Origin of the sequence: Gordonia sp. JH63, from assembly GCF_009856645.1 — a bacterium.
Lineage (GTDB): Bacteria > Actinomycetota > Actinomycetes > Mycobacteriales > Mycobacteriaceae > Gordonia > Gordonia hongkongensis.
In genome coordinates this window covers 1,008,796-1,022,344 of record NZ_CP047235.1, presented here as the reverse complement: position 1 = coordinate 1,022,344, position 13,549 = coordinate 1,008,796, and the positions used below count along the sequence as shown (strand labels likewise).

The window sequence follows — 13,549 nt, the reverse complement described above, 5'->3', positions numbered from 1 at the left end:
GTCAGCCGACGCCCTCGCGAACGCCCTGCACCGGTGTCGGCTCCAGCGCGTCGGCCTGCTCCGCGTCGAGTCGGCGCAGGATCACACCTTCCCGGAGTGCCCACGGACAGATTTCCAGTGTATCGACTTGCAACGCGCGCATCGCCGCCTCGGCGACCAGCGCTCCGGCGACCAGCTGGCCGGCCCGGTCCGAGCTGACGCCCTCGAGTTCGGCGCGATCGGCCTTGGTCATGCGGGAGATGAAGGAGATGAGCTGACGAAGCCCGCTCGTCGTCAGTTCGCGGCGCACCCGCGGTCCGGCGCTCGACGGCGCCGCGCCGGTCAGTCGGGCCAGGCTCCGGAAGGTCTTCGACGTGCCGACGCACAGATCCGGCGCACCGGGTGCGAGCAGCTGGGACGCGGGTGCGCGGAGCTCGGCGTCGAGCCAGTCGCGCAGCACGCCGACCCGCCGCCGGTCCGGCGGATCGTCGGGCAGCCACTCGCGGGTGAGACGTCCGGCCCCCAGCGGCAGTGACAGCGCGACGTCGGGTTCCTCGTCGACGCCGTTGGACATCTCCAGGGAGCCGCCGCCGATGTCGAGAGCGAGGATGCGGCCGGCGCTCCAGCCACGCCAGCGGCGCACCGCCAGCGACGTCAACCTGGCCTCGTCGCGTCCAGACAGGACGAGCACGCGCACCCCGGTCCGCTGCTCGATCTCGTCGAGCAGGTCGTCGGAGTTCGTCGCATCGCGCACGGCCGACGTCGCGAACGCCATCATCTGCTCACAACCGGACGTCCGGGCGATATGGGTGAATTCGTCGATCGACTCGATGAGCTTGGCGACGGCGCGGTCACTCATCCGGCCGTCGGCGTCAATCTGTTCGGCCAGGCGCAGGACCGCCTTGGTCGAACTCATCGGGGTGGGGTGACCGCCACGATGGGCGTCGACCACCAGGAGGTGGACTGTGTTGCTGCCCACGTCGAGGACTCCTAAGCGCACGGGTCAACGGTAGTGCAACCGCCTGCACCGCCCGATCCCGGCTACCGTGTAAAGGTGACCGCCATTTCGCCGTCCGCGCCTCGCATCGATCCCGCGCCGGAGGTCGAACTCGACTTTCCGCGCGAATGGTACGAATTCGCCGATCCCGCCGACCCCGAGCACGTCATCCGGGCCGATCTCACCTGGCTGCTCTCGCACTGGACGTGTGTGTTCGGCACACCCGCATGTCAGGGCATCCTCCCGGGCCGGGAGACCGACGGGTGCTGCAGTCACGGCGCGTATCTGTCCGACAAGGACGATCGCAAGACCCTCGCCCGCGGCGTCGCGATGCTGACGCCCGAGGACTGGCAGTTCTACAAGAAGGGCTCCGGCAAGGATCCGGTCGGCCCGAAGGGGTACCTCGAGGAGAGCGACCTCGACGACGAGCCCGCCTTGAAGACGCGACTCCACAAGGGCGCGTGCATCTTTCTGAACCGACCCGGGTTCTCCGGCGGCGTCGGATGCGCGCTGCACTCGATGGCGCTGCGCAAGGGACTCGAACCGCTCACGGTCAAACCCGACGTGTGCTGGCAGCTGCCCATCCGTCGTGAGCAGGACTGGATCGAACGCCCCGACGGCACCCAGGTGCTCCAGACGACGATCACCGAATTCGACCGGCGTGGCTGGGGCGAGGGCGGCCACGATCTGAAGTGGTACTGCTCGGGTTCCCCCGACGTCCACATCGGGGCCAAGCAGGTGTGGGAGTCGTACGCACCCGAGCTCACCGCGCTGCTCGGCGAGGCCGCCTATGCGGCGCTGGCAGCGGCCTGCCGGCGCCGGAACGGGCTGGGGCTCATCGCGATCCACCCGGCGACGCAGGCCGCGACCGAGCGCCGCGAGACCGACGTCAAATACGAGCTGCAGCCCCCGGAGTAGTCCCCGGGACGCCGCGGCCCGGCCGGCTCACGCCTCGAGCTTGTACCCGAGGCCGCGGACGGTGATGAGGTGCTTCGGATTCGCCGGGTCGGGCTCGATCTTCGAGCGCAGGCGCTTGACGTGTACGTCGAGTGTCTTGGTGTCGCCGACGTAGTCGACGCCCCACACCCGGTCGATGAGCTGACCCCGGGTCAGGACGCGGCCGGAGTTGCGCAGCAGATACTCGAGGAGGTCGAACTCCTTGAGCGGCAGGGTGATCGACGTTCCGTTGACCGACACGGTGTGTCGCTCGACGTCCATCCGGACCGGCCCGGCCTCCAGGATCCCGATCTCCAGACCGTCGTCGGGTACCTCCCCGCCGCGTCGCAGCACCGCGCGGATGCGGGCGATCAGCTCGCGCGCCGAATACGGCTTGGTCACATAGTCATCCGCGCCGAGTTCGAGGCCGACGACCTTGTCGATCTCACTGTCGCGCGCGGTCACCATGATCACCGGGACATTCGACCGGGTGCGCAAGGCCTTGCAGATCTCGGTTCCGGACATCCCGGGCAGCATGAGATCGAGGAGCACGATGTCGGGACTGACCCGATCGAAGGTCGGCAACGCCTGCGCGCCATCGGTGATGACGCTGGCCTCGAAGCCCTCTTTGCGCAGCAGGAAGGCCAGCGGATCCGCCAGCGATTCCTCGTCCTCGACGATCAGAACGTGGGTCAACTCTTGTTTCCTTCGGTGGGTCGGGCAGATGGGTCGTCACCCTCCGCGGAGGGAAGTGCGCGGGGCGGCGCATCGGGATCCGACAGCGCCTGCTGCGCTGCCGGCGGCCAGCCGGCGTCGGACAGATCCTCCGGAATGCACAGCGTGAAGGTCGAGCCGGTGCCGGGTTTGCTCCACAGGTTGATGGTCCCGCCGTGGTTGGCGGCCACGTGCTTGACGATGGCCAGTCCGAGTCCGGTGCCGCCGGTCATCCGGGACCGGGCCTTGTCGACCCGGAAGAACCGCTCGAAGACCCGCTGCTGATCCTCCGGCTCGATCCCGATCCCCCGGTCGGTCACCGCGATGGCGACCATCGGCCGCCCGTCGATCTTGATCACGCGGCGGCTGATCGAGACCACGGTGTCCGACGCCGAGTACGAGATGGCGTTCGAGATGAGGTTGTTCAGTGCGGTGAGCAGCAGCGGACGGTCGCCGCGGATGATGACGCCGATCGGACCGTCGGCGCGCAGTTCGATGGCCGCCGCCTCGGCGGCGAGCGTCGCCGCGGCCAGCGCGTCGTCGATGAGCGAGTCGACGTCGATGCAGGTGAACTCCGGTGTGACGCCGTCCTGGAGTCGGGACAACGCCAGCAGCTCGCTCACCATGTTGCCCATGCGCTTGGTCTCGCCGACGACGCGGCGACCGAAGTGCTGCACCGAATCGGTGTCGTCGGCCGACTCGAGCAACGCCTCGGCGAGCAGCCCGATCGCGCCGACGGGGGTCTTGAGTTCGTGCGAGACGTTGGCGACGAAGTCGCGCCGGGTGGCCTCCACGCGTTTGTGTTCGGTGTCGTCGAGTCCGTACGCGACGACATAGCGTTCCTCGCCCTGCGCGACGATCCGCGCGTGACAGCGCACGTGCTCGACACTGGGCCGGGGCGTCCGGCCGGTAGAGACGAAACCGAGACTCGACATCGGCGGGCTGAACTCGAAGCGCCGTTCGACGCCGGTGTCGAGCACTTCCTTCACGGCCTCCCACACCGGGTCGGCCAGCAGCATCTCGCGTACGAGCCCGAGTTCGACGGCCCGCTGGTTGTACAGCACGACGTCGCGGAACTCGTCGACCACGGCGATGGCGGTCTCGGTGTTACGCACGACCATGCTCAACAGACCGGCCTTGGTCATGCGGCCGTCGTCGGTGGTCGCCTGCACGTCGGAGTCACGGACCTCGGCCGAGGCCGGCACCTCACGGGGACCGAGGGTCGCCTCGGGAACGAATTCGGCGGCGGTGGATGCGGAACGACGCGGGATGCGATCGAGGAACGCGAACCCTCGGGACCGGTCCCGGTCCCGGGTGCGTCGACCGATCACGACACCGAGGCAGAGCGCGAGTACGAACGCGATCGTCGCGGCGAAGATTGCGGCGGTCACAGGGGCAGCTTACGGCTCGACCAACACCGAACGCACATCTGACGAAGGTGTTCGACAGTTGTTCACGCGGAGTTGGCCGGAGTCCCTGCCGACGCGGCGGCGCGCTTCCCCGGTACCGGGGCGGCCGTGTCCGGACCGGTCATTGCGGAACCGGAACCGCCATGTCCGCGAACTCGGGGTGACGTTCGATGAAGCGCTGCACGTACGAGCAGACCGGCACGACCTGCTTGCCGCCGCGCCGGATGTCCTCGAGGACCGCCCGGACCAATTGGCCCGCGTACCCGTGACCACTGAACTGCTCGCGGATCACGGTGTGCGTGATGACCACCTGGTAGGGCTCGGAGACGTAGTCGAGATAACCGACGATCTCGTCGTCGCCCTGGGAATCGGCGACGAGGATCGCCTCGTACCGCTCCTGGGCAGGTGAGTGCTCGATTCGCAGGGTGCCCATGTCCGCCATGCCGTCTAATGTAGCGCGCGCCACACCGTCGACGCCATGGCGAAACGTGTCACGTCTGGATGTCCGAACGGACCCCGACGACTACTTCTGCCCTTGGGCCGCCACCGCGGCGGCACCCGCGGCGGCCGCCTCGGGGTCGAGGTAGGTACCACCCGGGTTGAGCGGCTTCAGGTCGTCGTCGAGGTCGTAACGAAGCGGGTTGCCGGTGGGGATGTTCAGTCCGGCGATGTCGTCGTCGGAGATGCCGTCGAGGTGCTTGACGAGCGCGCGCAGCGAGTTGCCGTGTGCCGCGAGCAGCACGTTCTTCCCCGCCCGGACGTCGGCGACGATCGTCTCGAGGTAGTACGGGATGAACCGCTCGACGACGTCCTTGAGGCACTCGGTCAGCGGCACCTCGGGGAGATCGGCGTACCGCGCGTCGCCCACCTGGCTGTATTCGGCATCGGGTTCGATCGCCGGCGGCGGGGTGTCGTAACTGCGGCGCCACAGCATGAACTGCTCGTCGCCGAACTTCTCCTTGGTCTCGGCCTTGTTCAGGCCCTGCAGCGCGCCGTAGTGACGTTCGTTGAGTCGCCAGTCGCGGATCACCGGGATCCAGAGCCGGTCGGCCCGGTCGAGGGCGATGTGCGCGGTCGTGATCGCGCGGCGCAGCAGCGACGTGTAGACGACGTCAGGCAGCAGGTCGTGCTCGACGAGGAGCTCGCCCCCGCGTTCGGCCTCGGCCCTGCCCTTGTCGGTGAGCGCCACATCGACCCAACCGGTGAACTGGTTGGACGCATTCCATTCGCTCTCGCCGTGCCGCATCAGGATCAGGGTGCCGTTGCTCATGGCCGATAGTTTTCCACAGTCGGTGCGCACCCTCTCCTCACCGGCGCCTGAACCCCCGGCCGGACCCCGGCGCGCACCTGGTGACGACGAAATGGTAATGAACCGGTCGATTCGCCGCGCGAACGGCCATGGGCGGGTCTAGCGTTAGCGCATGACAGCCAGTACAGACGCCGGCGCGACCGGCCAGAATGCGGAGAAGCAGCCCGAGCTCAAACGCGTGTTGGGCTGGAAGCTGTTGTTGCTGTTTATCATCGGCGACATCCTGGGCACCGGCGTCTACGCACTCACCGGCCAGGTCGCCGGCGAGGTCGGGGGCGCGGCGTGGCTGCCGTTCCTCATCGCGTTCGCGGTGGCGACGCTGACGGCGTTCTCCTACCTGGAGCTGGTGACCAAATATCCCCAGGCCGCCGGCGCTGCCCTGTACGTGCACAAGGCTTTCGGCGTCCACTTCATCACCTTCATCGTGCTGTTCACCGTGATGTGTTCGGGTATCACCTCGGCGACCACCGCGTCCCGCGCGTTCGCGGTGAACATGCTGACCGGCATCAACGGCGGCGAGTCCCCGGATGCGACGCACCCCGCTCTGCTGTTCATCGCGATCGGCTTCCTGCTGCTGGTCATGTTCATCAACTTCCGCGGCGTCGCCGAAGGTGTGGGCACCAACGTGGTCCTGACCCTTGTCGAGCTGACGGGTCTCCTGCTGGTCATCTTCATCGCCCTGTTCTTCGTGTTCGGTGGCAACGCCGATCACTGGGATGCGGTGGTGGTTTTCGAATCGCCGGAGGAGAGGAACATCCTCATCGCGGTGTCGGCGGCGACGGCGCTGGCGTTCTTCGCACTGGTCGGATTCGAGGATTCGGTCAACATGGCCGAGGAGTGCAAGGAACCGACCAGGATCTTCCCCAAGGTCATGCTCAGTGGTCTGGGGATCACCGCGGTGGTGTACGTGCTCATCGCGATCCTCGCGGTCGCGATCGTGCCCGTGGGGGTGCTCGCCGAGAGCGAGACGCCGCTCGTCGACGTCGTGCAGACCGCCGCCCCGGACTTCCCGATGACCGAGCTGTTGCCGTGGATCTCGATGTTCGCGGTGGCCAACACGGCCCTGATCAACATGATGATGGCCAGCCGGCTGCTGTACGGCATGGCCAAGCAGGGGGTCCTGCCCAAGTTCCTGGCCTACGTCCATCCCGGACGCCGTACCCCGTTCGCCGCGATCGTGTTCACCACCGTCATCGCGCTGTGCCTACTGGTCTACGTCAGCGCCGACCCGAAGGGTTCCATCGTCGGACTGCTCGGCGGCACCACCGCACTGCTGCTGCTCGCGGTGTTCACCGTCGTCAACGTCTCCGTCCTGGTGCTGCGCAAGGATCACGTGGGACACAACCACTTCCGTACCTATACGCCGGTTGCGGTGCTCGGCGCCGTGACCTCCGGGGCGCTCACCCTCCCGTTCGCCCGCGCCGACAACCAGCAGTACGTGATCGCGGCCTGGCTACTCCTGCTCGGCGTCGTGCTGTGGGCGTTCACCTACTGGTGGCACAAGCGCACGGGAGCGGAAGCAGCGAACTACGACGACATCCCGCCGCACGAGATCCCCTGACGCGCAAACCCCGTATGACGTTGTGCCCGGTATCCGGGCACAACGTCATACGGGTGTCAGGGGTCGTACGGGGTGTGAGAGCCGGAACTACTTCCGGAGATCCTTGCGCAGGATCTTGCCCGAGGCCGACTTGGGGATCGTCTCGATGAACTCGACCGCCCGGACCTTCTTGTGCGGGGCCACCTTCGACGCCACGAACTCGATGACCTCGTCGGCGGTGATCTCCGCATCGGGCTGGCGCACCACGAAGGCCTTGGGGATCTCCTCGCCCGACTCCGCCTCGATCACGCCGATGACCGCGGCGTCGGCGATCTTGTCGTTGGTGAGCAGCAGCGCCTCGAGCTCGGCGGGCGGCACCTGGTAGCCCTTGTACTTGATGAGCTCCTTGAGCCGGTCGACGATGTAGACGCATCCGGTCGGGTCGACCTGCGCCATGTCGCCGGTGTGCAGGTAGCCGTCGGCGTCGATGGTGTCGGCGGTCGCCTGATCGTTGTTGAGGTAGCCCAGCATCACGTTCGGCCCCTTGACCCACAGCTCGCCCGGCTCGGACAGTCCCTCGCTCGGCAGCTCGATCTCGGCACCCGATGCGGGGTCGACGATCTTGTTCTCGGAGTTCGGCACCGCCCACCCGGTCGAGGACAGCGGGGGGTCCTGCTGACCCAGCAGGCCGGGGGTGTCGGCCGGGATGATGTGACTCACCGGCGACAGCTCACTCATGCCGTAGCCCTGCAGCATGTGCAGGTCGAGTCGTTTGGCGACGGCCTGGCCCAGCTCGTCGTCCAGCGGAGCCGCGCCCGACATCATCGTGTGCAGCGAGGACAGGTCGTAGTTGTCGATGATCGGGTGCTTGGCGAGTGCCACGGCCACCGGCGGTGCGATGTGGGCCATGGTGACCTTGTGGTTCTGGATGTTCTCGAGGAACTCGACGAGGTCGAACCGCGGCATCACGACCAGCGACGCCCGGTTGTACAGCGCCGCGTTCAGCAGCACCGTCATCCCGTAGATGTGGAAGAACGGCAGCACCGCGATCACCACGTCGTCGGCGCCCATGCCCTGCAAGGGTCGGATCTGCGCAACATTGGCGACCAGATTGCGATGCGAGAGCGCGACGCCCTTCGGATTCCCGGTCGTGCCCGAGGAATACGGCAGGACCGCGACGTGCGTGGCCGGATCGAACGACACCTCCGGTGCGGCCAGTCCGGCGCCCAGGAGGTCCGCCGCGTTCGGGTGTCCGGAGGCGTCCTGCCCGTCGCCGTCGAGCACGATCAGATCCGCATCCGCGAGCCCCACCTCGGCGGCCGCGGCCTTGGCCTGCTCGAGCATCGGCGAGACCGTCACCAGCATCTTGGCGCCGGAATCCCGCAACTGCTTGGCGATCTCGGGACCGGTGAACAGCGCGTTGATCGTCGTGGCGGTGCCACCGGCGCGCAGGATGCCGTGGAACACCGTGGCGAACGCCGGGATGTTGGGCGAGAGGATGCCCACCACGTCGCCCACACCGATCCCCCGCGACGCCAACGCACCCGCCGCCGCGTCGATCTGCGAGATCAACTGCGCATACGTCGTCGTCGCCCCCGACTTCGGGTCCACCAGCGCGATACGGGACAGGTCCTCCTCGGCCACCGCGCCGAACAGGAACTCGAACACACTCACGTCCGGGATCTCGACGTCGGGGAACGGACTCGTGAAGCTCATGACACCTCCATTGGGGAATTTCTCGACCGCATCGTATCAACGCACGTTGACACGATGTGACGTGGACCTCTCTCGAGAGAGTCTACGATTCGTCCGATTCGGCGGTCGACGGATCCTCGGTGACGCTCTGCGCACCGTCGACGACCGACTCACCCGGTATGTAGCGACCTTCGAGCGGCTTCCCCGCCTCCGGCAGGGACTCCTTGTCGATGAGGTGCTCGAAGGCGAGCAGGTTGCGCAGCGATTCGCCGCGCGACACCCGCCACGCCCACTCCCGCTGGATCGAGGTCAGGAACCCGAGTTCGAGCAGGGTGTTGAAATCCCCGTCCGCGGCCTCGAGGACCTGCCCCAGGATCCGGTCGACCTCGCCGGAACTCAACCCGTCGGCGGAGATCCGGCCCACGAGGTAGATGTCACCGGTGTTGTCGATGGTGTAGGCGACGCCATACAGCCGGCGGTTGCGCTTCAACAGGTACTTGTACACGCCGGCGTGGTTCTCATCGGGCCGGCGGCACACGAAGGCCTCCACCCGGACGCCGTGCTCGCTCGCCGTCAGCAGCACGGTGGTCTTGAGTTTGCGTTCGCCGGGCAGCTCGACGACCACGTGATCGACGTCGGCCCCGCCGCCGCTCTTGCGTGCGAAGGCGATCTCGTTCTCGCCCAGCGTCTTCTCCAGCAGGTCGACGACCTCGTTGCGACTCACGGCATCCTCTCGTCGGTGGTATCGGGAACCCCTTGCGCAGCGGGCGATTTCGGCGCAGCGTCAGACGGTGACCCGGTTGCGCCGACGACGCCAGCGGCGTCGAAGGCGCGCCGAGGCCGCGGCCGTAGCGGACACCTCGGGCGACGCCGGACGCTGGTGCGCGGCGAACGACCGCATCGCCCGGCCGTAACTCTCGAGGAGCTGATCGACCGTGTGTTCCCAGGAGAACTGCTCGGCGTGGGCGCGGGCGTGCTGTCCGAGCTCGACGAGTCGATCGGGTTGCGCGAGAAGCTTTTCCAGCGCATTCGTCCAGTCCCCGACCCGATGCCCGTTGACCAGCACCCCGGTCCGGCCGTCGTCGACCGCCACCCCGAGGCCACCCACATTCGCGGCGATGACGGGCGTCCCGCAGGCCTGCGCCTCGATCGCGACCAGTCCGAAACTCTCCGAATGACTGGGCACGGCAACCACATCCGACGCCCGGTAGACCTGCACCAGACGGTTCGCCGGCTGGGGCGGCAGGAAGCTGACCGAATCGGCGATCCCGAGTTCGGCGACCTGATCCATCAGCGCGGTGGGCCGTTGCAGCCCCGACCCCGACGGCCCGCCCACGATGAGCACCCGCAGCCTCCGCCCGGTCGCGGCGGACTCCCCGATGAGCGGCGCGACCGCGGCGACCAGGAGGTCCGGGGCCTTCAGCGGCTGGATGCGCCCGACGAACGTCACGATCATCTCGTCGGGGTCGAGGCCGAGCTCCGCGCGGGCGGCCGCGGCGGAACCCGGCGTGTAACAGTCGAGATCGGCACCCGGGGTCACCACGTCGATACGGTCGGCGGCGGCACCGTACATCGAGAGCAATTCGGTCGCCTCGGTCTGGGTGTTGGCGACCAGACGATCGGCCTCCCCGACCACCTGCTGCTCCCCGATGACCCGCAGCTGCGGCTCGGCGGTGTCGCCCTCGGCCAGCGATGCGTTCTTGACCGCGGCCAGGGTGTGCGCGGTGTGCACCAGCGGTACACCCCACCGGTCGCGGGCGAGCCACCCCACCTGGCCGGAGAGCCAGTAGTGCGAGTGGATGACGTCGTAGTGACCGGGCGCCTGCGCGGCCTCGGCACGCAGGACCCCGGCCGTGAACGCACACAGCTGGGCGGGCAGGTCGCGCTTGTCGAGGCCCTCGAACGGGCCGGCGACGACGTTGCGCACCGTCACCCCCGGCGCTGCGGCGACCGACGCCGGGTCGGCCGACGACGTCGCGCGGGTGAAGATCTCGACCTCGACTCCCCGACGGGCCAGCCGCGTCGCGGTCTGCCAGACGTAGACGTTCATCCCGCCGGCGTCGCCGGTGCCCGGTTGCGCCAGCGGCGAGGTGTGCACGGAGATCAGCGCGACACGCCGCGGGGACGGGCTCGAGGTCATGGTCTCCACCATAGAGAAACGCCGTGTCGGGCGAGGAGTCCCCCGGCCTGCGGACACCCTGCACGCCCGTCGCCGCGATCACCTAGACTGCTTTCGGTAACGATTGTCATTTGCGTGAAGGTTGTCGATGAAGAAATCCCTGCTGGCCACGGCCGGTGTGCTGTCCGCCGCCGCCCTGGTGTTGTCCGCCTGCTCCAGCGACTCCGGCGGGACCGACGGCCCCCCGACCGTGGTCGCGTCCACGAACGTCTGGGGTTCGGTGGCGGCCGCGGTCGCCGGCGACAACGCCGAGGTGACCGCGCTGTACACCAACGCCGACGGTGATCCGCACGAGTTCGAGCCCTCGGCAGCGGACACCGCGACGATCGCCGATGCCGACATCCTCGTCTTCAACGGCGGCCACTACGACTCCTACATGGAGGAGGCGGCGGCCAACTCGGACGCGACGGCGGTCGACGCCTACGCCCTGCTCGGGAGCGACGAGCATGCCGACGAGGCCGGTGGCGAGCACACCGACGACGGCGACGAGCACGCGTCCGGCGATCACTCCGACGGTGCTCACGACCACGCGCACGGCGACCAGAACGAGCACGTCTTCTACGACCTCCCCGTCGTCGCCCAGGTGGCCGACAAGGTCGCCGACGCGCTGGCCGAGAAGGACCCGGGCAACGCGGAGTCCTACCGCGCCAACGCCGAGACCTTCACCACCAGCATCGACGGTCTGCGCGCGAAGCTCAGCACCATCCGGGAACAGCACGCCGACACCGAGGTCGCCCAGACCGAGCCGCTCGCGGGCTACATGCTGACCGAGGCCGGGCTCGTCGACATCGCACCGGCCGGTTTCACCCAGGCCGTCGAGGAGGGCCAGTCACCCGCGGCCGCCGACCGTGCGGCACTGCAGGACATCCTGGCCGACCGTCGGGCGAAGGTGCTGATCTACAACACCCAGGCCGTGGACCCGGTGACACAGGCCATGCTCGACGTCGCGCGCTCCGCGGGCGTCCCGGTCGTGGAGTTCACCGAGACCCTGCCCGACGGCGTCACCGACTACGTCGTGTGGCAGGGCGCCCAGATCGACGCCCTGACCGCGGCGCTGGGTTCCGGCTCCAATTGACCGGGGCAGGCGACTCGTCCGGAGCAGGCAAGGGCAGGCCGGTCGTGGAATTCACCGGCGCCCGGCTCGCGTTCGGCGACCGGGTTCTCTGGGACGACCTCGACCTGACGATCGAACCCGGTGAGTTCGTCGCGGTCCTCGGGCCCAACGGCTCCGGCAAGACGTCGTTCCTGCGGGTTCTGTTGCACCAGTACGCGCTCGACCGCGGCACCGTGACCACCACCGACGCGGTGGGCTACATCCCCCAGCAGCACGCCGAGGACGACGCCGACCCGATGGCCATCCGCGGCCGGGACCTCGTCGGGTTCGGTGTCGACGGCGGCCGCTGGGGTGTGGGACTCCGGGGCCGGGCACGACGCCGCGCACTCGTCGACACCGCGCTCGGTTCGGTGGACGCCCTGCCGTACGCCGACGCCCCGCTGGGCGTCCTGTCCGGCGGCGAGCAGCAACGGCTACGCGTCGCCCAGGCGGTGGTGAGCGATCCCGCGCTGCTGCTCTGCGACGAGCCGCTCGCCAGTCTCGATCCGACCAACCAGCAGGTGGTCGTGGACCTCATCGATCGCCGGCGCCGGGACGCCGGGACGGCCGTCGTGTTCGTGACCCACGAGATCAACCCGATCCTGCCCTTTGTCGACCGGGTCCTGTACCTCGTCGACGGCCGGTTCCGCATCGGCGAGCCGCATGAGGTGATGACGACGGAGACGCTGAGCGAGCTGTACGGCAGCGACGTCGAGGTGCTGCGCGTCAACGGCCGTCTGGTCGTGATCGGTGGCGAGGACGCGCACCACTGCGCCGCCGACAGCGAACCGGGTGTCGCGAGGCGAGGCGGTCCGGCGTGAGCGTCACCCACCTCTCCGTCGACCGTTCGTTGAGCGACCTCTGGGATTTCTCCACCACCATCGACCTGCTGGGTTACGACTTCATGCAGCAGGCACTGCTCGCGATGGTGCTGCTCGGCCTCCTGGGCGGCCTGCTGGGCCCGCTCATCGTCGCCCGGCAGATGTCCTTCGCGGTGCACGGCGCCAGCGAACTGTCGGTGACCGGTGCCGCGGCGGCCCTGCTGATCGGGTTCAGCGTGAACCTCGGCGGCGTCATCGGCGCGGTCATCGCCGCGGCGGTGTTCGGCTTCCTCGGCAACAAGGCGCGGGAGCGCGACTCGGTGATCGGCGTCGTGATGGCGTTCGGCCTCGGCATCGGCGTCCTCTTCCTGGCCTTGTACGGCCGGATCGGGACCGGCTTCGCGTTGCTGACCGGTCAGGTCGTGAGCGTCGGCATCAACGGCCTGGTCGCGATCGCCATCACCACGGGCATCGTCGTCGTCGTGCTGGCCGTCATCTACCGGCCACTGCTGTTCGCCTCCACCGATCCCCGGGTCGCGCAGGCGCGGGGGGTACCCATCCGCACCCTGTCGGTGGTGTTCGCGATCATCATGGGCCTGGCGGCCGCGCAGGGCGTGCAGATCATCGGCGCGCTGCTGGTGATGTCGCTGATGATCACCCCGGGCGCCGCCGCCGCCCGCGTCACGTCGAATCCGACGCGCACGCTGGTGTTGTCGGTCGTGTTCGCCGAGGTCGCGGCGGTCGGCGGGCTGCTGATGTCGCTCGCTCCCAAGCTGCCCGTGTCGGTCTTCGTCACGATTATCTCGTTCGCGATCTACGTCGTGTGCCGGATCATCGGCAACCGCCGCGTGCATCGCACGCGCTGATCCGACAGAAC

13 protein-coding genes are annotated in these 13,549 nt (G+C 68.3%); 5 read left to right on the top strand and 8 right to left on the bottom strand.

Annotation, left to right across the window (positions count from 1 at the left end; all coding sequences use genetic code 11):
• Position 1: 1 nt before the first annotated feature.
• Positions 2-979, bottom strand: a complete 978-nt coding sequence (locus GR168_RS04630) for a Ppx/GppA phosphatase family protein (RefSeq protein ID WP_176455923.1) — start codon at positions 977-979, stop codon at positions 2-4.
• A 54-nt stretch (positions 980-1,033) separates the two neighbouring features.
• Between GR168_RS04630 and GR168_RS04625 the strand changes: the two genes are divergently transcribed.
• Positions 1,034-1,894: a hypothetical protein gene (locus GR168_RS04625; protein ID WP_058252634.1), complete on the top strand. Its 861-nt coding sequence runs from the start codon at positions 1,034-1,036 to the stop codon at positions 1,892-1,894.
• A 27-nt stretch (positions 1,895-1,921) separates the two neighbouring features.
• Here the strand turns inward: GR168_RS04625 and GR168_RS04620 are convergent, their stop codons facing one another.
• The 4 genes from GR168_RS04620 to GR168_RS04605 form a co-directional block, all read right to left on the bottom strand.
• Positions 1,922-2,608 (bottom strand): response regulator transcription factor, encoded by a 687-nt coding sequence (locus GR168_RS04620; RefSeq protein ID WP_058252633.1) that lies wholly within the window; start codon positions 2,606-2,608, stop codon positions 1,922-1,924.
• Positions 2,605-4,017 carry an ATP-binding protein gene (locus GR168_RS04615; RefSeq protein WP_058252632.1) on the bottom strand — a complete coding sequence of 471 codons (1,413 nt, stop codon included), beginning with the start codon at positions 4,015-4,017 and terminating at the stop codon, positions 2,605-2,607. The genes GR168_RS04620 and GR168_RS04615 overlap by 4 nt, the downstream gene beginning before the upstream one ends.
• Before the next feature lie 139 nt (positions 4,018-4,156).
• Positions 4,157-4,477 (bottom strand): GNAT family N-acetyltransferase, encoded by a 321-nt coding sequence (locus tag GR168_RS04610; RefSeq protein ID WP_159370151.1) that lies wholly within the window; start codon positions 4,475-4,477, stop codon positions 4,157-4,159.
• An 81-nt stretch (positions 4,478-4,558) separates the two neighbouring features.
• Complete coding sequence (locus tag GR168_RS04605; RefSeq protein WP_058252630.1) at positions 4,559-5,305, bottom strand: phosphoglyceromutase; 747 nt, start codon at positions 5,303-5,305, stop codon at positions 4,559-4,561.
• 151 nt (positions 5,306-5,456) lie between these two features.
• Between GR168_RS04605 and GR168_RS04600 the strand changes: the two genes are divergently transcribed.
• Entirely contained in the window at positions 5,457-6,905 is a 1,449-nt protein-coding gene (locus GR168_RS04600) for an APC family permease (protein WP_159370150.1), read from the top strand.
• 87 nt (positions 6,906-6,992) lie between these two features.
• On the opposite strand, the gene GR168_RS04595 is transcribed toward GR168_RS04600, so the two are convergent.
• The 3 genes from GR168_RS04595 to mshA form a co-directional block, all read right to left on the bottom strand.
• Positions 6,993-8,600: a 4-coumarate--CoA ligase family protein gene (locus tag GR168_RS04595; protein ID WP_159370149.1), complete on the bottom strand. Its 1,608-nt coding sequence runs from the start codon at positions 8,598-8,600 to the stop codon at positions 6,993-6,995.
• A gap of 82 nt (positions 8,601-8,682) precedes the next feature.
• Entirely contained in the window at positions 8,683-9,303 is a 621-nt protein-coding gene (locus GR168_RS04590; protein ID WP_159370148.1) for a YbjN domain-containing protein, read from the bottom strand.
• Positions 9,304-9,363: 60 nt separating this feature from the next.
• Positions 9,364-10,719 carry a D-inositol-3-phosphate glycosyltransferase gene (gene mshA, locus GR168_RS04585; RefSeq protein ID WP_159370147.1) on the bottom strand — a complete coding sequence of 452 codons (1,356 nt, stop codon included), beginning with the start codon at positions 10,717-10,719 and terminating at the stop codon, positions 9,364-9,366.
• 127 nt (positions 10,720-10,846) lie between these two features.
• Between mshA and GR168_RS04580 the strand changes: the two genes are divergently transcribed.
• From GR168_RS04580 to GR168_RS04570, 3 genes are read left to right on the top strand one after another with little or no spacing between them, the layout of a single operon-like run.
• Positions 10,847-11,833: a zinc ABC transporter substrate-binding protein gene (locus GR168_RS04580; protein ID WP_159370146.1), complete on the top strand. Its 987-nt coding sequence runs from the start codon at positions 10,847-10,849 to the stop codon at positions 11,831-11,833.
• 44 nt (positions 11,834-11,877) lie between these two features.
• Entirely contained in the window at positions 11,878-12,672 is a 795-nt protein-coding gene (locus tag GR168_RS04575; protein WP_223259038.1) for a metal ABC transporter ATP-binding protein, read from the top strand.
• On the top strand, positions 12,669-13,538 hold the full coding sequence (locus GR168_RS04570; RefSeq protein ID WP_058252624.1) for a metal ABC transporter permease: 870 nt from the start codon (positions 12,669-12,671) through the stop codon (positions 13,536-13,538). The genes GR168_RS04575 and GR168_RS04570 overlap by 4 nt, the downstream gene beginning before the upstream one ends.
• Positions 13,539-13,549: the final 11 nt, after the last annotated feature.

Coding starts and splice junctions, on each gene's coding strand:
- GR168_RS04610 (WP_159370151.1), bottom strand. CDS start 4,477: ATGGCGGACATGGGCACCCTGCGAATCGAGCACTCACCTGCCCAGGAG.
- GR168_RS04600 (WP_159370150.1), top strand. CDS start 5,457: ATGACAGCCAGTACAGACGCCGGCGCGACCGGCCAGAATGCGGAGAAG.
- GR168_RS04605 (WP_058252630.1), bottom strand. CDS start 5,305: ATGAGCAACGGCACCCTGATCCTGATGCGGCACGGCGAGAGCGAATGG.
- GR168_RS04580 (WP_159370146.1), top strand. CDS start 10,847: ATGAAGAAATCCCTGCTGGCCACGGCCGGTGTGCTGTCCGCCGCCGCC.
- GR168_RS04595 (WP_159370149.1), bottom strand. CDS start 8,600: ATGAGCTTCACGAGTCCGTTCCCCGACGTCGAGATCCCGGACGTGAGT.
- mshA (WP_159370147.1), bottom strand. CDS start 10,719: ATGACCTCGAGCCCGTCCCCGCGGCGTGTCGCGCTGATCTCCGTGCAC.